We start from the raw sequence: 26,693 nt of genomic DNA on the forward strand, positions 1-26,693 counted from the left end.
TGCCCCACTCGGCGATCCGGCGCTGGGCCGCGGCCACCGGCGCAGGGCGAGCACTGACCTGCGAACTCGAAAGCGGCGCGCCCGAGGGCCCGCCCGTTCGCCGACTTGTGACGGTCAGGCCTTGGCGTACTCCCAGCCGCCGCAGCTGTACGGGGTGCCGTCGGACGTGTCCTGCAGGCAGGCGCGGATCTGCAGGGTGGTGCCCTCCGCGAAGGACAGGTTCCAGTCGTGGGCGACGGCGTAGCCGTAGCCGTTGTAGTACGAGTGGGTGGCGGAGCTCGAGTTGTAGCGCCACTGGGCGGCGGTGCCGTGGCCGTCCTTCTTCATGTCGAGGGCGGTGAGGATCTCGCCGTCCTCCGCGAACTCGGTCATCGCGCTCGGCGAGGTGATGGAGTTATAGGCCTCGTAGACGTTGCCGGCGGCCTGTGCCGGGGCGGTGGCCAGGACGAGCGCCGACGCGGAGGCAGCGGCTATCCCAAGGACGGTCGTCAGACGACGGTAGGGCATGCGCAAGGCAGTGTTCCTCTCTTCGGACAGCTGATCGAGCCTGAACTTACATGAGAGGAAAGGGAGTTCATCGCCGAATTTCTCCGTGTCCGGCGGAGCGCCAGGAGACGGGAGGGGGCGTTGGAATCCGTTACGGGTCATCTCAATTGGCCAGGTGGGCCCCGCGTCCGTATCGGCATCCGCAACCGCGTCGGCACGGCACCCGGCACCCGGCACCGCACAGGACGGCCCTCGGCTGTGGTGGGGATCGCTCAGCGGATGGTGCCGGACGAATTGTGGGGGCTGTTCCGGCGGGAGGTGCCGCCGGCGATCGTGTTCGTCGCGATGTGGCTGCACATGGCGGAGCTTCGCCCTGCGTCGTTCGGTCCGTCCGGGACCACGGCCCAGCGCCGGTTCACAGAGCGGAGCAAGGCCGGGGTGTGGGCCGAGCCGCACCGCCTGGTCCTCGACGAACCGGACTTCCGCGGCGACCTGGAATGGTTCTCCGCTGTGCGATCGGCTCGCCCGACACGCGAGCCGACCACGCCCACCTGCGACGATGGTTGGCGGCACGGGGTAACCGGCTGCGACGCCGCTACGAACGCAAGACCGAGCACTTCCTCGCTCTCGCAAGCACCGCCTCCACCCACGCCGCGGAGCCGCGTATCGACACAGTCCCGCGCCCCTAGGGGGTGGCAGGCGCCGGGCGTTTGTACATCCGCGTGGCCGTGATCTCGCTGTGCACCGCCTCGTCCCCCTGAGGCTGCTGCGGCAGCCCCGGGCGGAGGTGTTCCTCCACGCTGATGTACTTCAGGCCGGCCCGCAGGTCGGCGTCGTTGCGCAGGCGGATGACCAGCGGGAACTCGGCGAGCGCGGTCGTGTCGAACAGGCCGGTGGTGTAGAGGAGTTGGACGCCGAGCGCGTCTGACACGGCCCGCTGGAGTTCCAGCAGATACGTGGCGTTGGCGCGGCCGATGGGATTGTCCAGGAACAGCGTGCCGGCGTGCCGGTGCTTGTCGCGGCCTCGGTCGTTCGATCGCAGCGCCGCCATCGTGCAGTACAACGCGATGGCCGCCGTGAGCAGCTGACCGCCGGAGAAGACGTCGCCCATCTGCCCGACGGGGACGCGCTCGGCGCGCAGCACGGCGTCCGGCTTGAGGATCTCGACGGCGACGCCCTTCGGCTGGAGCGCGGCGCTGACTCCGCGCAGCAGCAGCGACATGCCGTCGCGGCGCATGTCGGAGTTCTTCTTGACCGCCGCGCGCGTGGCCTCGTCGACGACCTCGCCGAGCCGCTCGGTGAGCGTCGACTGGTCGGGCTCCTCGAAGCGGATGCGCAGGAACTCCTGCCCGGACCACTCACCGAGCCCCTCGGGAAGCCGGGAGAGCCGCTGAGCGGACCGCAGCGTCGCCAGCGCCGACTCCACGAGCCCGCGCAACCGGTCCACGATCGAGTCGCGGTTGCGCTCCAGCTGCTCCAACTCGTCGGTGAGCACCCGCAGTCGGGGCGCGAACGCGTCCGCCCACTTCTGCGCGTGCTCGGGCAGCGCGGACGCGGGCAGCTCGCGGATCTGCTGCCTGGCGGGGGTGCGTACCTGCTCGTACCGCGTGGAGTTGGCATGCCGTACGAGGATGTCGCTCGCCTCGCGCACGGCGGCCTCGGCGGCGGAGAGGTCGGCGGCGCAGCCGCGCAGGGAGCGACGGGTCTCGGCGGCGGAGTGCCGTGCCTCTTCGAGGGTGCCCGGGTAGGGCTCGGGCTCCTCCTGCTCCTCCTCGACATGCTCCCGCAGCAGGTCCCTGAGCAGGGCGGCCGTCTCGTCGAAGCCGCCGGCCGCGTCCTCGGCGGCGCGGTGGGCGTCGAGCAGCTCGGCGTGCGCCTCGCGCGCCTGGGTCAACGCCTCGGAACGGGAGGCGAGTTCGGCGGTGGCGGTGCGCAGCAGGCTCTGCGCGTGCCCGGCGTCGCGCGGCACCAGCTCCTGCGACAGCTCGGTGTGGGCCTCGCCGTCTTCGGGCGCGTGCCGCTCGGCCTCGCCGCGCAGCCGTCCGAGCTGCTCGCTCGCGGTGGACATGCGGGTCTCCAGGAGCTGCACGAGCTCCTCGGCACGCGCGGCGGCGGCCTGCCGGGAGGGCCCGTCGGAACCGTCCGGCGACTCCAGGAGCTGCGCCGCGCGCGTGCGGACCTTGTTGCTGAGCCGGTCCAGCTCCGCGAGCGCTGCGCTTTCGTCGCTTTCGGCCCGCGCCTGCTCGGCCCGCAGGTCAGCGCCGACGCCGACCTTCTCGTACAGCTGGGATGCGGCCCGGTAGGCCTCACGCAGGGCGGGCAGCGACGACTTCGCCGCGCCCGCCTCGTCCTCCGGTACGTCGTCGGGGGCGCCGGCGGTCTCCGCGCGCTCGGCACGCAGTGCGCGGGCCGTACGGCGGGCGTCGTCGGCGGCACGCTGGGCGGCGCGGCGGTCCTCGTCGGCGGCGCGGGCGCGCTCCAGGCAGACCTGGGCGCGGGCCTCCGACTCCGCTGCCTCATCGGCCAGTTCGCGCACCTTGACCTGCCAGCCGGCGCGCTCGCGCAACCGGAAGGCGAGCCCGGCGAGGGCGTCGGCGGCGCGCCGGGCCCGCTGGGCGGCCTCCTGCCGCTCGTCCCGTACGTGGGCCGCCTCGGCCGCCGCCTCGTCGGCCTCCGCCCGGACGGTGCGCGCCTCGGTCAGCTCGGCCTCGGCCTCCTCGGCGAACGCGCGCGCGTCCCGGGCGGCCGTGGCCAGCTCGACGAGCCGCCCCGCGGGGCAGCCGGTCCGCCAGGACGCGAGTCGCGCGGCCAGCTCGCGGTCCTTGCCGAGCCTGGCCGCGAGCGCCCGGATCTCCTCGTCCCGCTGGGTCGCGCGGGCGCGCAGCGCCTGCCGCTCCTCGTCGGCGGCATGCTCGTCGTGCATGGCGGGGTTCGGCGGTACGAGGAACACGTCGCTGTCGCCCGCGCCGGGGGCCGGAGTCGGGGCGAGCAGTGCGGCGGCCGTACCGACGGCGACGGCGGACCGCGGCAGCAGTGCGGCCTCGTTGAGCGCCTCGCGGGCCCGGGTGTGCGTGTCCGGGTCGGTGATGATCACGCCGTCGACCAGCTCCGGCCTGGCGGCCAGCACGCGCGCGTGGTCGGCGGGGTCGACGGCCTGCGCGAGGTAGCGCCAGCCGGGCAGCGCCGGGATTCCGTGCTCGCCGAGGTACTCGACGGTGGCCAGGACATCCGGCCCGGGCGGCAGCAGCCCGCCGTCACCCAGCGCTCCGAGGATGCGTGCGTCGTCGGCCGCGGCGGTCCGCAGCTCGAAGAGCTGGCGCTCGGCGGAGGCGACACCGTCGTCGAGGAGCTCGCGGAGTTCGTCGGCGTAGTGGTCCAACTGCTCGGGGGTGAGGGGGCCATCGGCCGTGGGCCGGGCATCGGCCCGAGCCTCGCCGTATCCACTGCCCGGGCGGGCGGCCACCGCGCCACCGGCCTGCCGACCGCTGCCCGGGACGGCACCCACCGCGCCACCGGCCTGCCGACCGGATCCACCCCGGACGTCGGGGCCGACCGCCCCGGCATCGGTGCCGTCACCCGCGCCGGTGCGCTTTCCCGCTGTGCGGGCACCGCCCTCGCTGTCGTCGCCGATGCCCTCGGGTGCGGCCCCACGCCCGCCCGGACCGTCGGCTCCCGCTCGCGGCACCGGCACGCGGCCACGCCCGCCGCCGGAGGCGCCCGGCAGGCTCAGGAGCTCCGCCAGCCGCTCCTCCCCCGCCAGCGCCTCCGCCGTACGCCGCTCCGCGTCGTACGCCCGCTCCGCGGCAGTCGCCGCATCGGCCGCGCGTGCCGCCGTGAGCTCCGCGCGGGACTCGGAGGAGGCCGCCTCCCGCGCATGGTCCGAAGCGCGCCGCGAGGCCTCGCGTGCGGTGTCCCAGGCGGCGACGGCCGACTTCTCGGCGTCGCTGGCGGCGAGGGCCGCCCGGGCCGGGTCGGCGTCGGGGGCGCTGTCGTCGAGCCAGCCCGCGCGGACCGCCTCGGCGGTCTCCTGCTCGACCTCGCTCAGCCGCTGGCGCAGATGCCCGACCTCACTGCGGGCGCGCTGCGCGGCGGTGGCCGCGGCGGTCGAGTCGGCGTGCGCGGTCTCGCCGACCTCCTGGAGTCCGGCTGACCGCTCCTCCTCCTCGTTGGCGAGCGCCTCGGCGCCTTCGGCGGCGCGGTGCAGGGCGCGAACGAGGTCGACGGCGGCCTTGGCTCGCGCGGCGAGCGCGGGCGCGGCGTCCCGCTCGGCCTCGCGGATCGCGGCGGCCACGCGCGCGGAGCGGTCGGCGGCGGCGCGGTGCCGCAGCACGGCCTCGGCGGCCTGCCAGGCGGAATGCAACGTGCGCGCGTCGGCCAGCTCACGCTTCTGCGCGGCCGCGGACTTCTCCGCCCCGGCGAGCGCCAACGAGGCGTGCCGATAGGCGAGTTCGGCGGCGATCAGCGCGCTGCGCTCACGGCCGCCCTCGGCATGCGTGACGGCGTACGCGGCGGCGGTCACACGCTGCGCGAGTTCGCCGGCGCGTACGCGTTCCTGCACGGCCCGCGCGGACAGCCGCCGCGCCAGCGTCCGCGTACGCCGCTCGGCGCCCGCGTGGATGTCACGCGCGCGTGCCCGTGCCTCGGCGGCTTCGACGATCCGGCCGAGCAGATCGACGGACCCGGCGGTGAACTCGCGCTCGGCGATCAGCTCGGCGCGCCGCCCCAGCTTGTTGCCGAATCCGCCGACCAGGTCGGCGAGCCCGTCCGTGTCCCGGGTGTCGGTGACGGCGCGCAGCAGCAGATCAGTGAAGTCGGAGTCCTTCTTGACGGCGAAGAGCCCGGCGGCCTCGCCCTCGTCGGCGTTCATCTCCCGCTGGTAGCGGAAGAGTTCGGGGTCGAGGCCCAGGTCGCCGAGGTGCTCGTTCCAGCGGTCGTGGATCTCCTCCCAGTGCACTTCGAGGTGCGGGTACGCCTTGCCCCCCTCGGTGATCGCGTCCCGGAAGCCCTTCATGGTGCGCCGCCGGCCCTGCGCGCCGGAGGCCCCCTCGACGGGCGGACGCACGGCGGTGGCCTCGGCGACGGGCAGGTTGTCCAGGCTCAGCCCCGGCCCGGGCCGGAAGGAGTACCAGGCTTCGGCGAACTTCCTCGGGTCGTTGGAGACCTGCCGCCCCCGCCACTCGCTCACCTTGCCGACCACGACGCACTCGCCGGTCAGCGTGTGCTGCCACTCCAGCGCTACATGCCCGCAGTCGTCCGCGAGCAGGAACTTGCGCAGCACACCGGAGCTCGCACCACCCAGCGTGTTGCGATGCCCCGGGAGCATCACCGAGAAGATCAGCTTGAGCAGTACCGACTTGCCGCCGCCGTTCTCCAGGAAGAGCACGCCCGCGGGCGCCGGCCGGCGCGGCGGCCCGACGGGCTCCTCTTCGAAGAACTCCGCCTGGGTGGGCGCGGGGTCGGGCACGGGCTCGCCGACACCCCGCAGGTCAAGCACGGTGTCGGCGTAGCGCGCACCGGCAGGCCCGATGGAGTAGAGGCGGACCCGGGACAGCTCGTACATGGCGGCGGACTCTCGTCGTAAGTCTTGGGAAGATCGAGGAAGTTCAGGCTGTGCAGCCTGTTCAGGAGTGGAACGGCAGTCCGGCTCCGACAGCCAGCTCAAGATCGTCGGTGTCCTCGGCGGGCAGCAGCGTCGCTGTGCCGTCGGTCACCGGGACGATGCCGAGCTCGAGGAGCTCGGCCATGGCCGCACTGCCCGCCATGTCACGGACCTGAAGCTGATAGCGGGCCGTCGTCCGGTACGTCCCGCCGCCGTCGTCCCCGGTGCGCTGCAGGAACCCGGAGTCGGTGAGGAACGCCACCGCCTTGCCGACGATGCCGGTGGTCGAACCGGCCAGTCTTCGCGCGTCCTTGGTAGCACCGGTGGAGCTGCGCCGCGCCCAGATCCGCCAGGCCGTCTCCAGGCCGGGCGCGTCCGTGGCCGGGTCGGTGTTCTCGCCCTGCTCCTCGGCGCGCTCCTCCAGGCGACGACAGGCCTGCCGTACGAACGCGTCGACACCGTTGACCGAGACGCGCCCGATGTACCCGTCGTCCGCGAGGTCCTCGGGGCGCGGGAACGCCATGGCGGCGACGGCGAGATGCGCGAGCCCGTGCAGGAAGCGGTCTGCGGAGTCGGCCGACGCGCGACGCGCGTAGTCGCCCATCCGGACGGCGAACACCGAGTCCTCCGCCGCGGTCACCGCCATCCCCGCGCGCGGGGACACCTCCAGGACGACCAGCCCGAGCCCGGCGGCCACGGCGTCGGCGAGCCGCGCGAACGGCGGGTCCTCGCGGTAGCGCCGCAGCAGCTCCGCGTACTCCTGGTCGCGCGCGGGCTGCAGCTTGGGCTGCAGCCCAAAGGCAACGAGCCGCGCCGCGTCGGCGGCGTCGGCAGGTGTGACGGGCGCGTTCGCCGGAACGGCGACTGCCTCCGGCTCACTCCACTCGACGTGCTCTGTCACGGTTGGGGCTCCTTGATCTGACATACGAAGCTGACAGGAGGCGCCCAGTAAGGGGCGCAGGGCGTGACATCACGCGGCTCCGCCGCGTGGGCGCGACCGGCCACATGCAGCCCGCGGCGAAGGGACGACCCGCAGTTTCCCGGCGATCCCAGCGGAGCGTTCACGCCGCCTCCGAACGGTCGGCCGCCATCCCGGCCGCATCCAGCAGAGCCATCCCCACGATGAGATCCGCCCCACCGAACTCGGGATCGTCCAGCTCGGTCCCGTCGTCCACGGCGAACAGCAGCTTCTCCTCGCCCTGCCGATAGGCGGTCCCGACCGGCGGACTGGCCGCGTGAACGGCCAACAGGGCAACGAGATACGGGAGTTCGGGATCGCGACGCCGGGCCTCGGCCAGCAGCCCCGACAGCCGCCGCGGCGCATCGGCCGGCAGGTCGAGCAACTCCATGGCGCTCGCGAGCTGCTCCTCGCTGAACCGACTGTCGTCCGGGGTGGCGATGAGATCGGGCTCGGGCATCTCCGCCCCGAGATGCTCCCGCTCCAGCGGCGGCGTCAGCAGTATGTCGACCAGGTCCCCCACCCGTACGGCCACAGGCGTGCGCAAACCGGTCCCGCGCGCGAAGAACGCGTCCGTCACGCGCAGCGCCTGCTCCACGGGCAGCGGCAGCACGGGAGCGACGAGGTGCCCGTAGAGGTCGATCCCCGAGGTCGTCATGGGCGTGGCGAAGGCCTGCCGGTCCTGCTCGGCGCGGAACAGCGGGCCGGCCTCCAGGAGCCGGGACTGCAGCTGCGTGTGCCTGCGGATGCAGTCCTTGACGATGTCGACGAGCTCGGCGGCGCGGCGCTTCTGCTCGGGGTCCTCGGACTCGTCGCGGGCCTTGCGGATGTTGGTGAGGATCGCGTTCTCGTGGCGGTATCGGTCGGCGACGTGGTCGAGGGCCTCGGCGATCATGTCGGGCACGGCCTGGAGCCAGTCCACGGCCCGTACGTTGCGCCGGGTCGCGTCCAGCGCCCTCCTGAGCGTCTCCGAGTACTGCACGGTCCGGTAGCGGGCCTGCTCGGCGGCGAGCTGGGCGTCGGCGAGCCGACCGCGGCTGATCAGCACCTCCAGCTTGACCTCGGCGGCGATCTGCGCGCTGGTGACGTCGGTGTCGAGGGCGCCGACGAGGACGTTGACCGCTTCGTCGGTCGTACGGAGATAGACACTCCCCCCGTATCCGGGCACCTCCTCGATCAGCTTGAAGTCGTAGTCGCGGCGCACATAGGAGCCGTCGGGCGCGAAGGTGCCGTATACGGCGCGGAAGCCGCGGTCGACGCTGCCGACGTTGATCAGGTTCTCCAGCACCCAGCGGGCCACGCGCTCGTGCTCGGCGACGGGCCGCCGCGGGGCCTGGGCGGCGATGCGCGGGATGAGCCTGGCCACTATCTGGTCGTGGTCGGCGCCCGTGTCGAAGTCCATGTTCAGTGTGACGAGGTCGATGGCGGCGAGGGCGACCTCCGCCATGCCGTACACCGTGTACTCACCCGCGAGGTTCGCCTTGCGTACGTCGAGGTCGTGCAGCGGCGCGGTGCAGGCGAGCGCGCGCAGCCGCCGCGCCAGGCCCTCGTCGGCGGCCGGGCCCGGAGCGGGGCGCGGCCCCGCGCTGAGCTGGGGCGGAACGCTGTCCGTCGATGCAGGCGAAGTCACGGTGCACAGACTAGGTCCTCGGTCTGACAACGGTCGAAACGGCGCAGAAGGCCCGGCTGTCACCGCTGCTTCACGATCGCGGCCCGATCCGCGGTGACCTCAGCCGCTCAGCTGGGGAAAGAACGGTGACCTGTACCGCGCAGCCGCGGAACGAGCCGTCGTCCCGTACCTCGCGCCCGTCCCCCGCCTCCTCAGCCGATCCCCTGCCCGCCGTCGGCCACCCGCCGCGCGTACACCTCCACCAGCCCCTTGAGCGAGTCGTCGAGGTAGACCGCGAGCAGCCGCTCGGCTCCGTCCCGGTCGCCCGCCTGGAGGGTCTGGAGGATCTCGCGGTTACGGGCGAGATACGGCTCGTGGAGGCGCCGTGGGTCGTCCACCACATGGAAGGCAAGGCGCAGTTCGGCGAAGACGCTGCGCATCAGCTCGTCGGTGCGGGCGCTCCCGGCGAGCGCGACCAGCTCCCGGTGGAAGTGGATGTTGGCGGTGGAGACGCCTTTCCAGTCACCTTCGCGCGCCGCCCGCCGCCCGTCGGCGACGGCCTGGGCGAGGCCGTCCACGGCGTACGGCGGCTCGGCGAGGCCACGGACCACGGCGCACTCGACGAGACCGCGGGTGCGGTAGATGTCCTCGACATCCTCGACGGTCAGCACCCGGACGAAGACCCCGCGATTGAGCTCGTGCACCAGCAGCCGTTCGTGCGTGAGCAGCCGGAACGCCTCACGCAAGGTGTTGCGCGAGACGCCGAGCGCCCCGCCGATGCTGTCCTCGGACAGTCGCGTGCCGGGCGGGAAGAAGCCCTCGGCGATGCGGCTCCTGAGGATGTCCGAGACCCGCTCGGCGGTGCTCGTGCGGCCCAGCAGGGCGCGATCGTCGGCCAGTCCCGTCAGCTCTGCCATGCCCGGAATTCAATCGCAGATACAAGAACGAAACAACATGGGTATTGAGGGATCGTTCAACGATCCTCTACCTTGGCGGTCAGGCGCCGATCGCACGACCGCACCGCATCCCTCCGCACGGCTGTGGCGCCCACCGCTTCCGCACGGCACGGCCCGGTTCTCAACTCCCGCACGGCACGGCTCAGTCCCCAGCACCCTCCGTCCATCACTGTGAGGTGCCCATGAGCACGACCCCTCCGTCCCAGGCCCTGACGGCCGACGCCCGGCCCGGCACGGGTGAACCCACCGCTCAGGAAGGCGCGTTCGCCTGGCTGCACGCGCTCGGCCCGCGCGGCCGCCGGGCCTTCGCCGGCGCGTTCGGCGGCTACGCCCTCGACTCCTACGACTACTTCACACTGCCGCTCAGCATGGTCGCGCTGGCGGCGTACTTCGGCCTGGACAGCGGCCAGACCGGCCTGTTCACCACGGTCACGCTGGTCGTCTCGGCGGTCGGCGGCGCCGTCGCCGGTGTCGTCGCGGACCGGATCGGACGCGTCAAGGCGCTGATGATCACCGTGGCCACCTACGCGGTGTTCACCGTGGCCTGCGGTTTCGCGCCCAACTACGAGACGCTGCTGGTGTTCCGCGCCCTTCAGGGGCTCGGTTTCGGCGGCGAGTGGGCGGTCGGCGCGATCCTGGTCGCCGAGTACGCGAGCCCGAAGCACCGGGGCCGCACGCTCGGCGCGATCCAGAGCTCCTGGGCCGTCGGCTGGGGGCTCGCCGTGCTCGTCAACACCCTCGTCTTCCAGTTCCTGGACGACGGTCTGGCCTGGCGCGTGATGTTCTGGACCGGCGCGCTGCCCGCGCTGCTCGTCCTGTGGGTGCGGCGCCAGGTGCATGACGCCCCGGAGGCGGCCGAACGCCGCGCGGACAGCGCCGAGAAGGGCTCGTTCGCGGCGATCTTCAAGCCGGGCAGGGCCGGCGCGCCCGGGCTGCTGCGGACGACGGTCTTCGCGGGCCTGCTCTCCACGGGAGTCCAGGGCGGCTACTACACACTGGCCACCTGGGTGCCCACGTACCTCAAGACAGAGCGTGGACTGTCGGTCGTCGGCACCGGGACGTATCTCACCTTCCTGATCTCCGGGGCCTTCATCGGCTACCTCACGGGCGGCTATCTCACCGACAAACTGGGCCGCAAGCGCAACATCCTGCTCTTCGCGATCCTGTCCGCGGCGTGCATCCTCGCGTACGCGAACATCCCCAGCGGCGCCAACACCCTTCTCCTTGTGCTCGGTTTCCCGCTCGGCTTCTGCATGTCGGCGATCTTCAGCGGCTTCGGCTCGTTCCTCAGCGAGCTGTACCCGACGGCGGTGCGCGGCACGGGACAGGGCTTCACGTACAACACGGGACGCGCCGTTGGCGCCGCCTTCCCCACCGCCGTCGGCTTCCTGGCCGACAGCTGGGGCGTGGGCGGCGCGCTGGTCTTCGGCGCGATCGGCTACGCCCTGGCCGCGCTGGCCCTGATCGGACTCCCCGAGACCCGTGGGAAGGAGCTCCTGTGAACGACACCGTCCAAGGCCGCCCGTCGAACCTGCTGGAAATCGACGGCCACGCGCACGCGTGGACCCCCAACAAGGCGCGTGCCCAGTTCCGTTCGGGCATGTCGGGCCCCACAGCCGGAGTCGCCGCGGGCTACACCCAGGCGAACCTGATCTCGGTGCCCGCCGACTGGGCGTACGACATGCTGCTGTTCTGCCAGCGCAACCCGAAACCCTGTCCGGTCCTCGACGTCACCGACGCCGGTTCCTGGACCACTCCGCTCGCTCCGGGCGCCGACCTGCGCACCGACCTGCCGCGCTACCGGGTGTGGGAACACGGTGAGTTGGTCGACGAGCCCACGGACGTGGTCGACCGCTGGCGCGACGACCTGGTCTCGTTCCTCATCGGGTGCAGCTCCACCTTCGAGTGGGCGCTGAGCGAGGCGGGCGTCCCGATGCGCCACATCGAGCAGGGCCGCAACGTCTCCATGTACGTGACGGGACGCCAGTGCCGTCCGGCCGGGCGGCTGCACGGCCCCATGGTGGTGTCGATGCGCCCCGTCCCGCCCGAGCATCTGGCCGCGGCGATCAGGGAGAGCAGCCTGCTGCCCGCCGTGCACGGCAGCCCGGTGCACTGCGGCGAGCCGTCGGGTCTGGGCATCGAGGATCTCTCGCGTCCCGACTTCGGCGATCCGGTGGACGCCGCACCGGACGACATCCCGGTGTTCTGGGCCTGCGGAGTGACCCCGCAGGCGGCCGTGATGGCGTCCCGTCCGCCCTTCGCGATCACCCACGCGCCCGGCCGGATGTTCCTCACGGACACCCGCGACGAGCAGTACCGCGTGGCCTGAAGAACCGCCGACGAAAATTCAGCCGCCGAAGGAGAAACCGCACCTCATGACCCCGATCGATCTCAACGCCGACCTCGGCGAGGGCTTCGGCCGCTGGCGCCTCACCGACGACGAACAGCTGCTGTCCGTCGTCACCAGCGCCAATGTGGCCTGCGGTTTCCACGCCGGGGACGCGGTCACCATGCGACGCGTGTGCGAGCTGGCGGCCGAGCGCGGCGTGCGGATCGGCGCCCAGGTCTCCTACCGGGACCTGGCGGGGTTCGGGCGGCGCGCGATGGACGTGCCGCCCGACGAGCTGGCCGCCGAAGTGGCGTACCAGATCGGCGCCTTGGAGGTGTTCGCGCGCGCGGCGGGCACGCGCGTGTCGTACGTGAAGCCGCACGGCGCGCTCTACAACCGTGTCGTGCACGACGAGGAACAGGCGAGGGCGGTGGTCGACGGCGTGCTGCTCGCGGACGCCACCCTGCCCGTCCTCGGCCTGCCCTCCTCCCGCTTCCTGAAACTGGCCGAGCAGGCGGGCCTGCCCACCGCCACCGAGGCGTTCGCGGACCGCGCGTACACCGAGGAGGGCACCCTGGTGCCGCGCACCCAGGACGGCGCGGTGATCACGGACGCGGACACGGTGGTCGAACGCTCGGTGGGCCTGGCCCGCTTCGGCATGGTGAACTCCCACTCCGGGGAACGCATTCCGGTCCGCGCCCGCTCCTTGTGCCTGCACGGGGACACCCCGGGCGCCGTGGAGCTGGCACGCCGGGTCCGCACACGCCTGGAGTCCTCGGGCGTCCGCGTTGAGGCGTTCGTATGAGGGCGTCTCCGGTCGTCGACGGCATGAGGGCGCTTCTTGTCGGCGACCGCGCCCTGCTCGTCGAGGTCTCCTCCGGCGACGCGGCCCAGGCCCTGCACGCCGAACTGCTGCGCCGCCGCGCGGAGGGCTCCCTGTCGGTGCGGGAGATCGTCCCCGCGGCCCGCACGGTCCTCCTGGACGGCCTGGACGACCCCGCGCGCCTGGCGGAGCGCCTCCCCATGTGGGACATACCCCCGCTGCCCGTGCGCGCGGATGAAGCGGTCGAGATCCCCGTTCGGTACGACGGTCCCGACCTGGCGGATGTCGCGGCTCTGTGGGGTGTCTCCGAGCACGAAGTGCCCCAGATCCACGCGGCGGCCGAATTCCGGGTCGCCTTCTGCGGGTTCGCGCCCGGCTTCGGCTACCTCACGGGACTGCCGTCGCGGTACGACGTCCCCCGCCGGGCGACTCCGCGTACGACGGTTCCCGCGGGTTCCGTGGCGCTGGCGGGCCCGTACACGGGCGTGTACCCGCGCTCGTCGCCGGGCGGCTGGCAACTGATCGGGACGACGGACGCGGTGCTCTGGGACCACGCGCGCGTGCCGGCCGCGCTGCTCGCTCCGGGCGCCCGGGTCCGCTTCGTACCGGCGAGGTACTCGTGACCGGCATGGCCCTCTTCCCATCACCGAGGCGCTCATGACCGACCGTGCCCTCTCCGTCGTCCGTGCCGGGGCCCTGACCACCGTCCAGGACCAGGGCCGCCCCGGCCACGCGCACCTCGGCGTACCGCGCTCCGGCGCCCTCGACGCGCCCGCGGCCGCGCTGGCCAACCGGCTCGTCGGCAACGCCTCCGAAGCGGCCGTCCTGGAGACGACGCTCAACGGCTGTGCCCTGCGGCCGCGTTCGGCGATCACCGTGGCGGTGGCGGGAGCGCCTTGCCCCGTCACCGTGGACGGGCGTCCGGCCGCCTGGGGAGCGCCCGTACGCGTACCCGCCGGAGCACTGCTGGACATCGGCCACGCGCGCGGCGGGCTGCGCAGCTATGTGGCCGTCTCCGGTGGAGTGGCCGTGGACCCGGTCCTGGGCAGCCGCTCCACGGACCTTCTCTCGGGCCTTGGCCCCCCGCCGCTCTCGGACGGCATGGTGTTGCCCCTGGGCCGCCCGGACACGCTCCACGCGCGCGTGGACGTCGTCCCGCACGTCGCTCCGCCCGCCGAGCTGGTCCTGCGCGTGACGCCGGGCCCGCGCGACGACTGGTTCACGGCGTCGGCCTTGCGCACCCTCACCACCGGCGCCTACCGGGTGTCGTCCGCGAGCAACCGCATCGGTCTGCGTACGCAAGGGCCCTCACTGGAGAGGGCCGTTACCGGCGAACTCCCCAGTGAGGGCATGGTTCTGGGCGCCGTCCAGGTACCGCCCGACGGCCGCCCGGTCGTCTTCCTCGCCGACCATCCGACCACCGGCGGGTACCCGGTGATCGCGGTCGTCCGTTCCACCGACCTCCCCGCGGCCGCTCAGGCGGTCCCGGGCACGCCGGTCCGCTTCGTGGCCGTACGCCGCCACTGAGCGCTCCTGCGCAGCCGCTGAACGGTCATGCCGCGTCCGGCTGTTCGGCCACCGACAAGGCGGCCAGCGCCGACGCGACGGCGTGCGAGGCGCTGAGGTCGAGCCGGGCGCTGGTGCCGCGCGCCCGGTGGCGTACCTCGGCGGCGGCGAGGGTGAGCAACTGCGGCAGCAGGTCCGTGCACCGCCGGGCCACCCACCCCGTCCCCGCGGTGGCCAGCCACAACAGACTGGCCGACCGCGTGGGCGCGGGAAACTCGGGCTCGGCCGAGGGCGCGGTACCCGTGGCGATGCCCTGCTGCGCGAGCAACGCGTGGAAGCGGAGGGCGAGTTGCCGGTGCCCCTGCTCACCCGGGTGGAGCCGGTCCGCGCTCCACATCGCACGGTCCGTCAGCCACTCCTCCTCCGCGGCGTGCAGATGCACCGCCCCGTACCGCTCGGACAGCGCGTGCACGACCGTGTTGACGGCCCGCTGCCGGCGGGCCAGCGGGCGTGCCAGCGCGCCCGGCAGCCCGAGCATGGAGCCGGGATCGGGCAGACAGGCCGTCATCACCACCGCGTCCCGAGCCCGGAACGCCGCGTACACCTTGTCGAGCCGCGCTGCCACGGAGTGGATGTCGAAGGTGCAGCGCAAGGTGTCGTTGACACCGATCACGACGGAGACGACGTCGGGCTCCAAGGCCAGCGCCGCCGGTGTCTGCCGCTCCAGCACATCCCGCGTCTGTGCCCCGCTGACAGCGAGGTTGGTGAACTCCACGGGCGTCTGCGCGGGGGCCAGCCCCTGCGCGAGCAGTGCGGCCCACCCCCGCCAGGCTTCCCCGACAGGGTCACCCACGCCTTCCGTCAGCGAGTCCCCGAGGGCCACGAACCGCAGCGGTCTCATCCGACGCCCTCCTGCGCGCGCGGCCGCACCGGAACCGTCGCGTCGTGCGCGGCGAGGAAGCCCTCCACCGCGGCGCCCCAGCCGAAGCACTCGGCACGCGCGCGTGCGGCCCGCCTGCGCTCGCCCTCGGGACGCCCGAGCAGCAGCCGTACCGCGTCAGCGAAGGAGTCCCCGTTGTCCGCCGCGGTGGCCCCGGCGGACCCGACGACCTCCGGAAGGGCGGACAGCGCGCTGGCCACCACGGGCGTACCGCAGGCCATCGCCTCCAGGGCGGCGAGCCCGAACGTCTCGGCGGGCCCGGGGGCCAGGCACACGTCGGCGGACGCCTGCAGCGCACCGAGCACGGCACGGTCGGAGACGTGCCCGAGGAAGGTGACGGGCAGCCTCCGCTCCCGGGCACGCTGTTCGAGCCGGGCCCTGAGCGGTCCGTCCCCGGCGACGACGAGCACGGCCCGCTGTCCGCGCCGCAGCAGTGCCTCCAGCGCGTCGAGTGCCGTACCCGGCCGCTTCTCGACGGACAACCGGGAGCACATCACGAGCAAGGCCTCGTCCACGCGCGCGTAATGGGCGCGCAGCCCGGGGTCCCGCAGCGCGGGGTGGCGGCCCACCAGATCGACGCCCAGCGGGGCACGTACGACATTGCGGGCGCCGATGCGGACGAATTCGCGCTCGGCGAACTCCGTGGTGCACACGACACGCGAATAGGTGTGTGCCGTACGGACGTTGAGGGCGTCGGCGGTCCGCCTGGCCATCCCCTCGGGAAGGCCCCAGGTCCGCAGTACTCCGTCGGCGGTCTCGTGGGAGACCATCACGGCGGGCACCCGGGCCCGGCGTGCCCACACTCCGGTCCAGCGCAGGGTGGTCCGGTCGGAGACTTCGAGGCGGTCGGGGGCGAGCGACTCCAGGAGCCGGGCCACCCGCCGCTTGTCCGTGAGTACGCGATAGCCGCCGGTCCCGGGCAGCAGCGGCCCGGGCAGCGTGATCACCCGGCCCTGTTCGGTGTCGCGGTCGGTGGCGCGCTCGCCGGGGATGATGAGCACCGGTTCGTGCCCGGCCGCCCGGTAACCGGCGCCCAGCTCCCGCAGCGCGGTGCGCAGACCGCCGGACGCGGGGGCGACGAAGTTGGCGAGCCGTACGATGCGCAGGCTCATGCCGCCACCAGCTTCCGTGCCGAGAGCACATCGGCGTAGTGCCCGATGAGCTGGTCGCCCACGGCGGCCCAGGTGCGGCCCTCGACCATGGCACGCCCTGCGGCCCCGTAGGCCGCCCGGAGGGCCGGATCCGAGGTCAGGGCCCACACCGCGTCGCGTACGGCGGCGGCGTCGCGCGGCGGCACCAGCAGCCCCGTACGCCCGTGGGCCACCAGATCGAGCGGTCCGCCCGCGGCGGGCGCGACGACGGGCACTCCGCTCGCCATGGCCTCCTGCACGGTCTGGCAGAAGGTCTCGAAGGGACCGGTGTGCGCGAAGACGTCCAAAGAGGCGAAGATCCGGGCGAGTTCGTCGCCGGTACGACGTCCGAGGAAGACCGCGCCGGGAAGGGCACCCTGCAGGCTGGTTTCGCTCGGCCCGTCGCCGACCACGACGACGCGTACGCCCTCCAAGCCGCAGGCGCCGGCCAGGAGCTCGACCTGCTTCTCGGGGGCGAGCCTGCCGACGTAGCCGACGATCAGCTCGCCGTTCGGCGCCAGTTCACGACGGAGCGCCTCGTCCCGGCGGTCGGGACGGAAGCGGACCGTGTCCACACCGCGCGGCCACAGCCGTACCCGGGGCACACCGTGTGCCTCCAGGTCGTGCAGGGCCGCGCTGGACGGGGCGAGCGTCCGGTCGGCGGCGGCGTGCACGGAGCGTATGCGCCGCCACGCGGTGGCCTCACCCGCGCTGATGTATGTACGGGCGTAGCCGGCGAGGTCGGTCTGGTAGACGGCCACGGCGGGGATGCCGAGCCGGGCGGCGGCCGCCATGCCGCGGACGCCGAGGATGAAGGGGCTGGCCAGGTGGACGATGTCGGCGCGGTGTTCGGTGATCGCCGCGGCGACGCGTCGGCTGGGGAGGGCGACGCGGACCTGGGGGTAGCCCGGGAGCGGTAGGGAGGGGACACGGACGACGGGGCACGGCGCGAGAGCGTCGGGCCCGCTCCCGGCCGCTGTGGCCGGGGCGACGACTAGGGGAGCGTGACCGCGATCGACGAGGTGCCGGGCGGTCTGGAGCGCGCAGTGGGCCACGCCGTTCACATCGGGGGGAAAGGATTCGGTCACGATGACGACACGCATACCCGTGTTGTCGCCGTACTGGACGTGGCCGCGTCAACGTGGATCTTTGCGAACGGTGAACGTCCCATGAGCGTTGCGCTGCACACCCGAGCAGGTCGGCCCCCGTCCATGCCCCACTGCCTCCGGGGTCACCGAACGTTCATACGGCCGGCATGTCGGGCCCGATCCGGCTCCGTACCGCTGTCTGGACGTCCGCCTCCTCGGCCGGATCCGCCGCCAGCCGGCGCAGCTGATCCACTACACGGGCATCACCGGTCTCGGCGTGCCGTGCGGCCACCTCGCGGGTGGTCTCCTCGCAGTCCCACAGGCATTCGACGGCGAAGCCTGCGGCGAACGAGGGGTCGGTGGTGGCCAGGGCGCGGGCGGCGCGCCCGCGCAGATGGGATGACGCGGTCTCGCGATAGATGTGCCGCAGCACGGGTGCGGCGCAGGCGATGCCCAGCCGTCCGGTGCCGTCGACGAGGGTCCACAGGGTCGGCGCGTCGGGGCCTTCGCCCCGTACCGCTTCCCGCAAGGCCCCCAGGACCAGTTCGCTGTCCTGCGCTCCGCCCCGGCAGGCGAGCATCCGTCCCGCGGCGGCGCCCAGGGCGTCGGGCCGGCGCGCCCAGCCTCGTGCCCGGTCGATGGCGGCGACACTGCGGATCCGTTCGAAGGCCTCCACGGCGGCCTCGGCGACGGTCGTCGATCCGTTGGCCACGGCTCCCTCGATCAGGTCGAGGGCGTCCGGATCATTACTGTCGGCGAGATAGCGCAAGGCGGTGCAGCGCGCTCCGTCGCCGCCACTGCGGGCGGCCTCGACGATCTCGGGCCGGTCCTCGGGGCCCGCGACGGCGGTGAGGCAGCGGGCGGCCGGGACATGGAGCGCCGCTCCGCGGTCGATGCCCTGCTGGGCCCAGTCGAAGACGGCCTGGACACTCCACCCAGGGCGGGGCCCGGACGGTCGCATCTGTCGCTGCCAGCGGTCGAAGGAGCCCTGTTCCTGAGCGGCACGCACGCGCGTGCCGATGGATTCGCGCGGATCGTCGGCCCACAGCCGCCAGGGCCGGGGCTCGAAGGCGTCGCGCACGGCGGCGGCGAGTTCGGCCTCGCCCTCCGCGTCGGCCGGGAAGCGGGCGAGTACGGGCGCGGCCAGGGCGCGCAGACCCGCGTCGTCGTCGCGCAGGGCCAGCTCGTCGAGGGCCCAGGCCCAGTTGGTGCCGAAGGCGGCATACCTGCGCAGCAGTTCGAGCGCGTCGCGCCTGCCGTACGAGGCGAGGTGCCCGAGGACCGCGAGGGTGAGCCCCGTGCGTGACTCACACGTGTCGAGGACGTCCTCGGCGTCGAAGAGGTGCCGCTCGATCTCGTCGAGCTCACCACTCAGATCGAGGTAGAGACGGGCGTAGTACAGGGAGCGGTTCTCCACCTGCCAGTCGTGGCGGGGGTCGCTCAGTACACAGTGGTTCAGTGCCGCGAGCGCTTCGGCCCGCGGTGCGGTGAGCGCGTGCAGCGTGCCGTCGCCGCGGCCCCTCTGGAGCAGGCCGAGCAGCGTTCCGCTGGGCGCTATGACCGGATCGAACATGGGAAACAGCCTCACATCAAGCGTCGACGCAACCGGGATCCTGCATTACCTGGCCGCGTGACAACACGTCGGAGCGCCCGCCGTTTCTTGCTTGCTGTAGACCATCTTCCTCTGCCTCTCGTCGGTGGCCCATGCGGGCCGCATCACGGCCCGCGCGGTGCGGCAACACCTGCCCAGCCATCGCGTCCGTGAATCACGACGTCATGATGACCCAGCGGTTCTCGCTGCCGCGACCGCATTTCCGGCGGCCCCGCTCCGCCTCCCCTATTTCTTGCGTTTCGCCTGGTCAGGGCGTTCGAGTCAGTGTGCGCCGAACAATTCGAGCAGTTCTGTCTTACCGAACATGCGTGCCGTGTCGACGGCCGAGGGCGTACCCGCGGCCGGATCGGCGCCGCCGTCCAGGAGCACCCGGATCACGGCCTCCTCGCCCTTGAAGACGGCCCCGGCGAGCGGCGTCTGACCCCGGTCGTTGACCCGGTCCGCCTCGGCGCCACGCTCCAGCAGGGCGCGTACCGCCTCCGCGTGGCCGTGGTACGCGGCGAGCATCACGAGCGAGTCGCCGCGGTCGTTGGTGAGGTTGGCCGGAACGCCCGCGTCCACGTACGCGACGAGCGCCTCGGTCTCGCCACGGCGCGCCAGATCGAAGATCTTGGTCGCCAGCTCCACGACCTCGGGGTCGGGGGCTTCACTCATCGGCCGGACCGCCTCTCACAACGACTACCAACGGGGACTGCGGGAGCTTATGACAGCGAGCGGAGCTGTCGTGCCCGGACCAGTACGGCGACGAGCGGTGCCCCGTACGGGTGAATCGCCAGCGTACTGGCTCCGACAGCACATGACCTGCACCGTCAGCGGCAAAGATCACAGCAGGTTCCGTCGGACGCAACAGACCCGCTCGGGCGGCCCAAGACGGCTCCACCACCCGGGTGAAATCCACCGAAATTCACCCAGTTGCACCTTTTATCGTATGGATACATCCTGTGATCCTGGAAGAACTCATGGTGACTGTCCCCACGAACCAGGAGAGCACAAATGATTCTGTCCATCTCAGGCGTCGTCCTGCTCGGTGTCGTCGTCTTTCTCTTCTTCCGCAAGGACGGCCTCAAGGCGTCGCACTGCCTGGTGTCGACCTTGTTCGGCTTCTATCTGGCCAGTACGGCCATCGCCCCTAGCATCAAGGCCGGCGGGGAGAGCCTGGCGAGCCTCCTCGGCGGGATCAAGTTCTGACGTCCCTCCCCTCACACACGCACCATCAGGAGACAGCAGTGGCTCGGCGCCCTCTCCCCCGCATTCTGAGCAACGGCAGCGCACAGATCGCCCGAAGCCGGGAGCTGGCCCGGACGGCAGCCGACAGCGCCACCGACGTCCTCCACCCGCTGATCACGGTCACCCGTGGACTGCGCCGGCTGGCGGGTGCCGGACGGCGCAAGTGGGCCGCCACTCCCAAGGACCGGCGCGGGCCGCTGCTGTTCCTGGTGGCCTCGGTGATCCTGGTCGTGGCACTGGCGCCCTACGGACCGCTGCTCGCCGTCATCAGCCTGATGGCGGCGGCAGCCTGGACCGGCCGCGACCGCACCTCGTCGGCGCCCACGGGCCCCGACGAGGCTCAGACCGCGCGTCTCCAGTCGCTGTACGAGGCCCTGGTCCCGTACTTCTCGGCGGCCGAGGATCCCGAACCCCTCTACGCCCACGGCGGCGACTGGGAGAAGGCCTTCTCCTCGTACGACTTCGACGACGACGGACGCGTGTCCCGACTCCTCATCCGCTACCCCGCGTACTTCACGGACGGCGAAGCGGAGTCCCGCGCCCGTATCGAGCACCTCCTGCACGCCAAGTCGGGGCGTGGCCGCGAGTACCACTTCGAGTGGGACGAGGAGGGCAACGAACTCACCGTCACCGTCCTTCCGCCCCTCCCCGCCGATATCTCCGCCCAGCGCTTCGTCACCGCCCCGGGCGAGACCGTCCTCGGCTTCACCGACCCGGCCGACGTCCAGCGCACGCTCCCTCTCACCTACGGTGAGGAACAGCGCGACGTTCCCCCGGTCGTCTGGCGCACGGGGATCCGCTCCACGGAGCCGCACCTGCTGGTGGTCGGCGAGCCCGGAAGCGGCACGACCACCCTCCTGCGCTCCATCGCTCTGCAGGCCCTTCAGTGCGGCGACGTCGTCGTCGTGGAGGGGGGCAGCACCGGCGAGTACGCCTGTATGACCGGGCGGGAGGGTGTACTGGCCGTCGAGTGCGGCCTGGCGGGGGCGCTCGCCAGTCTGGAATGGGCCGCGCACGAGACGGAGCGGCGGCTGATCGCCGCGAACCGTGCCCGCCAGGCGGGTCATCCCCCGCCCGACGACACCAAGAACCCGCTGTGGATCCTCCTGGACCGACCCAGCGCGCTGGGCCACCTGGCCGCCGCCGACGGACGCAAGGATCCCCTGGCCCTCCTTCAGGTCCCCCTCCGGCACGGCCGTGCGGCGGGCGTCACGGTGGTCGTGGCCGAGCACTTCGACGGTCTGGACTTCCTCAGCGACGCCATTCGGCAGCACACCCGCGCGCGCGTCGTGCTCGGCACGGCTTCCGCCGCCCAGCTGGAGGCGATCCTGGGTGCGCCACCGCACACGACGCCCACCCGGGACGTGCCGCCCGGCCGCGGGTACGCCCGGCTCGGCACCGGTGCCGTCCTGCGCCTGCAGGTCCCGGCCACGCCGGACCCGTACGACGACGCGACGAGCGAGATCCATCGGCGGGCGGTCCTCGATCTCCTCCCGGAGCGGACGACTCCTGCGGACGCGGAGCCGGTGCCCGCGGAGCCGATGCCCGCGGAGGCGGCGGTGGCGGAGGGCTGAGGCCCGGGGGTTTTTCGCCCCCTGCGCCCCTACCCTCCCCCACTCTCGGCTTCGTTCGAGCGGGAGGACCCCCATCGTCCCTGGGGGCTCCGCCCCCAGACCCCCGTATAGCGCTGACGCGCTCGTCCTCAAACGCCGGACGGGCTGAAGATCTCCGGCGCTGGAGGAGCGGGGGTATGGGGGCGGAGGGGGCGAAAACCTACGCCACGAACGTCCGCGGCGTCTCGTTCCCCCCGCTCGCCCCCGTCTCCACCAACCGCGCCGCCGCAGCCAGCCGCACCGCCGCCTCCTCGGCCACCGCACCCCCCACGGTGAACGGCAACCGCACATACCCCTCGAAGGCCCCGTCCACGCCGAACCGAGGACCGGACGGCACCCGCACCCCCACCCGCTCTCCCACTTCGGCGAGCCGCGACCCCGACAGCCCGCCGGTCCGCACCCACAGCGTGAGCCCGCCCTTCGGTACCGAGAACTCCCACCCGGGAAGCTCCCGCTGCACGGCGGCGACGAGGGCGTCGCGGTTCTCCCGGGCCTGGCCCCGCCGGATGTCCACGGCCTGCTCCCAGCCCCCGGTGCTGAGCAGCCAGTTCACGGCGAGCTGCTCCAGCACGGGCGTGCCCAGGTCGGCGTAGGCGCGCGCGGCGACGAGGCTGCGGATCACATCCGGCGCGGCCCGCACCCAGCCGATCCGCATGCCGGCCCAGAAGGCCTTGCTGGCGGAACCGACGGTGATCACGGTCGACCCGGCGGGGTCGAAGCCGCACACGGGGCGTGGCATGTCCAGCCCCTCGTCCAGGTGCAGCTCGCTCATCGTCTCGTCGACGACCAGGACGGTGCCCGCGGAACGCGCCGCGTCCACGAGACCGCGCCGCTGGTGCTCGTCGGCAAGGGCCCCGGTGGGGTTGTGGAAGTCGGCGACGACGTACGCGAGACGGGGCGCCGCGTCCCGCAGGACCTGACGCCAGCGGTCCATGTCCCATCCGGCGAGGCCTTCGGCCATGGCCACAGGGACCAGGCGAGCCCCGGCCTCGCGCATCAGCTGAAGGATGTTGGCGTAGGAGGGCGACTCGACGGCGATGCGCTCGCCGCGCCCGGCGAAAAGGTGGCAGATCGCGTCCATCGCGCCCATCGCGCCCGTGGTCACCATGATCTGCTCGGGCATGGTCGGAATGCCGCGCGCGGTGTACCGCTCGGCGAGCATCGAGCGCAGGGCGGGCAGCCCGGCGGGATAGTCGCCGTGCGTGTGCGCGTACGGCGGCAGCTCCTCCAGGGCGCCCTGCACGGCGCGGGTGAGCCACGGCTCGGGTGCGGGCAGCGCCGCGCAGCCGAGATCGATCACGGAACCCAGCGCCTCGGGCGGCAGGGGTTCCAGGCCGCGCGCGGGCAGCGGGTTCCCAGCCGGCACGGCGGTCCAGCTGCCCGCGCCACGGCGGGACTCCAGGAACCCCTCGGCGCGCAGCGCCTCGTAGGCCGCGGCTACCGTCGTACGGCTGACCGACAGGGACAGTGCGAGCTCCCGCTCGGCGGGCAGCCGCGCGGCGACCGGCACGCGGCCTTCGAGCACCAGCAGCCGGATGCCGTCGGCGAGCGCGCGATAGGCGGGCGGACGGCGGGTGCCCGGCCCGGCGGGGCGCTCCTGCTGGGAGTTGAGGAGCCGGGCGAGCTGTGCGGCACCCACCGCCGAAGTCCACTGCGCCATGATTCCCAGTCCACCTTCCCCGAATTGGCCATGGATGACGTTTCTTCCCAAGCCACAGAGTGTCATGCGTCAGGCCACTACCACCACTGGGGGGACTTTCATGTCCACACGTTCGGAGTCCAGGCGGCTCCCCCGCCGCCTCGTCCAGCTGTACGTCGGCCTGGCTCTGTACGGCGCGAGTTCGGCCCTGCTCGTGGAGTCGGGCCTTGGTCTGGAGCCCTGGAACGTGCTGCACCAGGGCCTCGCCGAGCTGACTGGTCTGACGATCGGCGTGGTGTCGATCATCGTGGGCGCGGCGGTGCTGCTCCTGTGGATCCCGCTGCGCCAGCGTCCCGGCCTCGGCACGGTCTCGAACGTCTTCGTGGTCGGCATCGCCATGGACGGCACGCTCGCCCTGGTGCCGGACGCGCACACCCTGGCCGTACGGATTCCGCTTCTCGTGGCGGGCATCGTGCTGAACGGCGTGGCGACCGGCCTCTACATCTCGGCCAGCTTCGGTCCCGGCCCGCGCGACGGCCTGATGACCGGTCTGCACAAGCGCACGGGCCGCTCCATCCGCCTCGTGCGCACCGTCCTCGAAGTGGCCGTCGTCGCGACCGGCTTCGCACTCGGCGGCACCGTCGGCATCGGCACGGTGCTGTACGCCGTCGCCATCGGCCCCCTCGCCCAGCTCTTCCTGCGGGTGTTCGCCGTCCGCACGGCACCGGGCGGCAGCACCGTCGTTGCCACCGGTCAACCAGAGCGCGCGATACTGCCCCGGTGAGCACGCGCATACGCCACCCGTACCTCGACCACCCCGGCCCGATCGCCTTCGCGCACCGGGGCGGGGCGGCGGACGGCCTGGAGAACACTCTGGCCCAGTTTCGGCGAGCGGTGGCGGCGGGCTACCGCTACATCGAGACGGACGTGCACGCGACGGCGGACGGCAGGCTCGTCGCCTTCCACGACGCGACCCTCGACCGGGTGACGGACGGGGCGGGCCGGATAGCGGACCTCCCGTGGGAAGACGTGCGCCACGCGCGCGTGGCGGGCAAGGAACCGGTACCCCTCTTCGAAGAGCTGCTCGACACCTTCCCCGAGGTGCGCTGGAACGTCGACATCAAGGCCGAGCCCGCCCTCCGGCCACTGCTCGACCTGATCGACCGCACCGACGCCTGGGACCGCGTGTGCGTGGGCTCGTTCTCCGAGTCGCGCGTCGCCCGGGCCCAGCGCCTGGCCGGGCCGCGCCTGGCGACGTCGTACGGCACGCGCGGTGTGCTCAACCTGCGGCTGCGCTCCTGGGGCATACCGACCGCCGTGCGCCGCTCGGCGATAGCCGCCCAGGTTCCCGAGTCCCAGTCCGGCGTGCCGGTGGTCGACCGCCGCTTCGTACGGACCGCCCACGCGCGCGGGCTGCAGGTGCACGTGTGGACCGTGAACGAACCGGAACGTATGCACCGGCTCCTGGACCTGGGAGTCGATGGCATCATGACCGATCACATCGACACGCTGCGCAAGGTCCTGGAAGACCGGGGCACCTGGTTCTGAGCCTCCTCGCGCGGTCCGTTCACGGGGAAGCGAGGGGCACGGGTGGGCACTGACACCGTGCGGGCACAGCCGGCCGACGAGGCCGCCGAGCGGCGACGCGAGCAACACGGCTGGTACTTCTACGACTGGGCGTGCTCCGTCTACTCGACGAGCGTGCTGACCGTCTTCCTGGGCCCCTATCTGACGTCGGTCGCCAAACACGCGGCGGACGCGGACGGCTTCGTGCACCCCCTGGGCGTCCCCGTTCGCGCCGGATCCTTCTTCGCGTACGCGGTCTCCGCCTCCGTCATCCTGTCGATCTTCGTGATGCCGATGGCGGGCGCGGCCGCCGACCGCACGGGCCGCAAGAAGCCGCTGCTCGCGGCCGCTGCCTATCTGGGCGCCGCGGCCACCACGGGCATGTTCTTCCTCGACGGCGACCGCTATCTGCTGGGCGGCCTGTTGCTGATCGTCGCCAATGCCTCGGTGGCGGTGTCGATGGTCCTCTACAACTCCTATCTGCCGCAGATCGCCCCGCCCGAGGAGCGCGACGCGGTCTCGTCCCGGGGCTGGGCCTTCGGCTACGCGGCGGGCTCACTGGTGCTGGTCGCGAACCTGATCCTGTTCACGGCCCATGACACCTTCGGTGTCTCAGAGTCGACGGCCGTCCGCATCTGTCTGGCCTCGGCCGGCGTCTGGTGGGGCGCCTTCACCCTCGTACCCCTCAAGCGGCTGCGCGATCGCCCTGCGGCCGCTGCCGGGACGGCGTCCGCACACGGATGGCGGCAACTGGCGGCCACGATTCGGGACATGCGCGGCAAGCCGCTCACACTCGCCTTCCTGCTCGCGTACCTCGTCTACAACGACGGCATCCAGACGGTCATCTCGCAGGCTTCCGTCTACGGATCGGAGGAGCTGGGCCTCAGCCAGTCCACCCTGATCGTCGCCGTGCTGCTGGTCCAGGTGCTCGCGGTCGGGGGCGCGCTCGGCATGGGGCGCCTGGCGCGGACGTACGGCGCGAAACGTACGATCCTCGGCTCGCTCGTCGCCTGGACCGTGACGCTCGGCGCCGGGTACTTCCTGCCCGCCGGCGCGCCCGTCTGGTTCTTCGTCCTGGCCGCCGGCATCGGCCTCGTCCTGGGCGGCAGCCAGGCACTGTCGCGCTCCCTGTTCTCGCATCTCGTGCCGAGCGGCAAGGAGGCCGAGTACTTCTCGGCGTACGAGATGAGCGACCGCGGCATGAGCTGGTTGGGCCCACTTCTGTTCGGGTTGACCTACCAGCTGACAGGAAGTTATCGGGACGCGATCATCTCGCTCGTGGCCTTCTTCGTCATCGGATTCGTGCTGCTCGCGCGGGTTCCGGTGAGGCAGGCGGTGCGCGACGCGGGCAATCCCGTACCGGACAGGATTTAGCGCCCGAGGCCAAAGGCCGGTAGTGTACGCGTTTGGCCTGCCAGGCGTACCGTTACTGCGCGTCAAAGATACTGAAACGCTGGGTGACATCTGCTGCCAGATGTGACAAACCGGGCGCCGGTGGGTACAACAAGGGGCGGCTACGACGGCGACGCATGACCCGGAACGGGAATCTTTACCGCCGACCGGACGTTGACCGGATGACGACGACAGCGACACCTGTCCTGTGGGCGACAAG

21 protein-coding genes are annotated in these 26,693 nt (G+C 72.5%); 10 read left to right on the plus strand and 11 right to left on the minus strand.

Translation table 11 applies throughout. From position 1 onward, the window contains the following. Positions 1-114: 114 nt before the first annotated feature. The 5 genes from AB5J53_RS09195 to AB5J53_RS09215 all read right to left on the minus strand — a co-directional run bounded on the left by AB5J53_RS09195 (position 115) and on the right by AB5J53_RS09215 (position 9,569). A complete protein-coding gene (locus AB5J53_RS09195) occupies positions 115-507 on the minus strand; it encodes a hypothetical protein (RefSeq protein ID WP_369245126.1) in 393 nt (130 codons plus the stop codon). 664 nt (positions 508-1,171) lie between these two features. Continuing rightward, on the minus strand, positions 1,172-6,046 hold the full coding sequence (locus AB5J53_RS09200; protein WP_369245127.1) for a hypothetical protein: 4,875 nt from the start codon (positions 6,044-6,046) through the stop codon (positions 1,172-1,174). A 61-nt stretch (positions 6,047-6,107) separates the two neighbouring features. Next, entirely contained in the window at positions 6,108-6,986 is an 879-nt protein-coding gene (locus AB5J53_RS09205; RefSeq protein ID WP_369245128.1) for a hypothetical protein, read from the minus strand. Between the two features lie 160 nt (positions 6,987-7,146). Continuing rightward, entirely contained in the window at positions 7,147-8,673 is a 1,527-nt protein-coding gene (locus AB5J53_RS09210; protein ID WP_369245129.1) for a hypothetical protein, read from the minus strand. Between the two features lie 191 nt (positions 8,674-8,864). After that, a complete protein-coding gene (locus AB5J53_RS09215; protein WP_369245130.1) occupies positions 8,865-9,569 on the minus strand; it encodes a GntR family transcriptional regulator in 705 nt (234 codons plus the stop codon). Positions 9,570-9,790: 221 nt separating this feature from the next. Here AB5J53_RS09215 and AB5J53_RS09220 point away from each other — a divergent pair, with 221 nt between their 5' ends. From AB5J53_RS09220 to AB5J53_RS09240, 5 genes are read left to right on the plus strand one after another with little or no spacing between them, the layout of a single operon-like run. Next, complete coding sequence (locus tag AB5J53_RS09220; RefSeq protein WP_369245131.1) at positions 9,791-11,110, plus strand: MFS transporter; 1,320 nt, start codon at positions 9,791-9,793, stop codon at positions 11,108-11,110. Further along, entirely contained in the window at positions 11,107-11,937 is an 831-nt protein-coding gene (locus AB5J53_RS09225; RefSeq protein WP_369245132.1) for a putative hydro-lyase, read from the plus strand. Before AB5J53_RS09220 ends, AB5J53_RS09225 begins: the two co-directional genes overlap by 4 nt. Positions 11,938-11,983: 46 nt before the next feature. Further along, positions 11,984-12,742 (plus strand): LamB/YcsF family protein, encoded by a 759-nt coding sequence (locus AB5J53_RS09230; RefSeq protein WP_369245133.1) that lies wholly within the window; start codon positions 11,984-11,986, stop codon positions 12,740-12,742. A 23-nt stretch (positions 12,743-12,765) separates the two neighbouring features. After that, positions 12,766-13,383 (plus strand): 5-oxoprolinase subunit PxpB, encoded by a 618-nt coding sequence (gene pxpB, locus AB5J53_RS09235; protein WP_369252126.1) that lies wholly within the window; start codon positions 12,766-12,768, stop codon positions 13,381-13,383. 34 nt (positions 13,384-13,417) lie between these two features. Then, the gene (locus AB5J53_RS09240) at positions 13,418-14,287 is read left to right on the plus strand and encodes a biotin-dependent carboxyltransferase family protein (protein WP_369245134.1); all 870 of its coding nucleotides are present in this window, start codon (positions 13,418-13,420) and stop codon (positions 14,285-14,287) included. A 25-nt stretch (positions 14,288-14,312) separates the two neighbouring features. Here the strand turns inward: AB5J53_RS09240 and AB5J53_RS09245 are convergent, their stop codons facing one another. From AB5J53_RS09245 to AB5J53_RS09265, 5 genes are all read right to left on the minus strand, one after another. Beyond that, positions 14,313-15,167 carry an SGNH/GDSL hydrolase family protein gene (locus AB5J53_RS09245; RefSeq protein ID WP_369245135.1) on the minus strand — a complete coding sequence of 285 codons (855 nt, stop codon included), beginning with the start codon at positions 15,165-15,167 and terminating at the stop codon, positions 14,313-14,315. Next, complete coding sequence (locus tag AB5J53_RS09250) at positions 15,164-16,318, minus strand: glycosyltransferase (protein ID WP_369245136.1); 1,155 nt, start codon at positions 16,316-16,318, stop codon at positions 15,164-15,166. Before AB5J53_RS09250 ends, AB5J53_RS09245 begins: the two co-directional genes overlap by 4 nt. Next, positions 16,315-17,439: a glycosyltransferase family 4 protein gene (locus tag AB5J53_RS09255; protein ID WP_369245137.1), complete on the minus strand. Its 1,125-nt coding sequence runs from the start codon at positions 17,437-17,439 to the stop codon at positions 16,315-16,317. The genes AB5J53_RS09250 and AB5J53_RS09255 overlap by 4 nt, the downstream gene beginning before the upstream one ends. A gap of 139 nt (positions 17,440-17,578) precedes the next feature. Next, on the minus strand, positions 17,579-18,997 hold the full coding sequence (locus AB5J53_RS09260; protein ID WP_369245138.1) for a HEAT repeat domain-containing protein: 1,419 nt from the start codon (positions 18,995-18,997) through the stop codon (positions 17,579-17,581). Between the two features lie 300 nt (positions 18,998-19,297). Beyond that, on the minus strand, positions 19,298-19,690 hold the full coding sequence (locus tag AB5J53_RS09265; RefSeq protein WP_369245139.1) for an ankyrin repeat domain-containing protein: 393 nt from the start codon (positions 19,688-19,690) through the stop codon (positions 19,298-19,300). Between the two features lie 339 nt (positions 19,691-20,029). Here AB5J53_RS09265 and AB5J53_RS09270 point away from each other — a divergent pair, with 339 nt between their 5' ends. Next, the gene (locus AB5J53_RS09270) at positions 20,030-20,224 is read left to right on the plus strand and encodes a hypothetical protein (RefSeq protein WP_369245140.1); all 195 of its coding nucleotides are present in this window, start codon (positions 20,030-20,032) and stop codon (positions 20,222-20,224) included. 38 nt (positions 20,225-20,262) lie between these two features. Further along, positions 20,263-21,837, plus strand: a complete 1,575-nt coding sequence (locus tag AB5J53_RS09275; protein WP_369245141.1) for a hypothetical protein — start codon at positions 20,263-20,265, stop codon at positions 21,835-21,837. A gap of 199 nt (positions 21,838-22,036) precedes the next feature. Here AB5J53_RS09275 and AB5J53_RS09280 read toward each other — a convergent pair whose 3' ends face one another. Continuing rightward, on the minus strand, positions 22,037-23,536 hold the full coding sequence (locus tag AB5J53_RS09280) for a PLP-dependent aminotransferase family protein (protein ID WP_369245142.1): 1,500 nt from the start codon (positions 23,534-23,536) through the stop codon (positions 22,037-22,039). A 100-nt stretch (positions 23,537-23,636) separates the two neighbouring features. Here AB5J53_RS09280 and AB5J53_RS09285 point away from each other — a divergent pair, with 100 nt between their 5' ends. The 3 genes from AB5J53_RS09285 to AB5J53_RS09295 are packed head-to-tail and all read left to right on the plus strand — an operon-like array spanning position 23,637 to position 26,455. Then, the gene (locus AB5J53_RS09285; RefSeq protein WP_369245143.1) at positions 23,637-24,299 is read left to right on the plus strand and encodes a YitT family protein; all 663 of its coding nucleotides are present in this window, start codon (positions 23,637-23,639) and stop codon (positions 24,297-24,299) included. Next, entirely contained in the window at positions 24,296-25,063 is a 768-nt protein-coding gene (locus AB5J53_RS09290) for a glycerophosphodiester phosphodiesterase (RefSeq protein ID WP_369245144.1), read from the plus strand. Before AB5J53_RS09285 ends, AB5J53_RS09290 begins: the two co-directional genes overlap by 4 nt. Positions 25,064-25,105: 42 nt before the next feature. Further along, positions 25,106-26,455, plus strand: coding sequence for an MFS transporter (locus AB5J53_RS09295; RefSeq protein ID WP_369245145.1), 1,350 nt, complete (start codon positions 25,106-25,108; stop codon positions 26,453-26,455). Positions 26,456-26,693: the final 238 nt, after the last annotated feature.

The organism is Streptomyces sp. R41 (genome assembly GCF_041053055.1).
GTDB lineage: Bacteria > Actinomycetota > Actinomycetes > Streptomycetales > Streptomycetaceae > Streptomyces.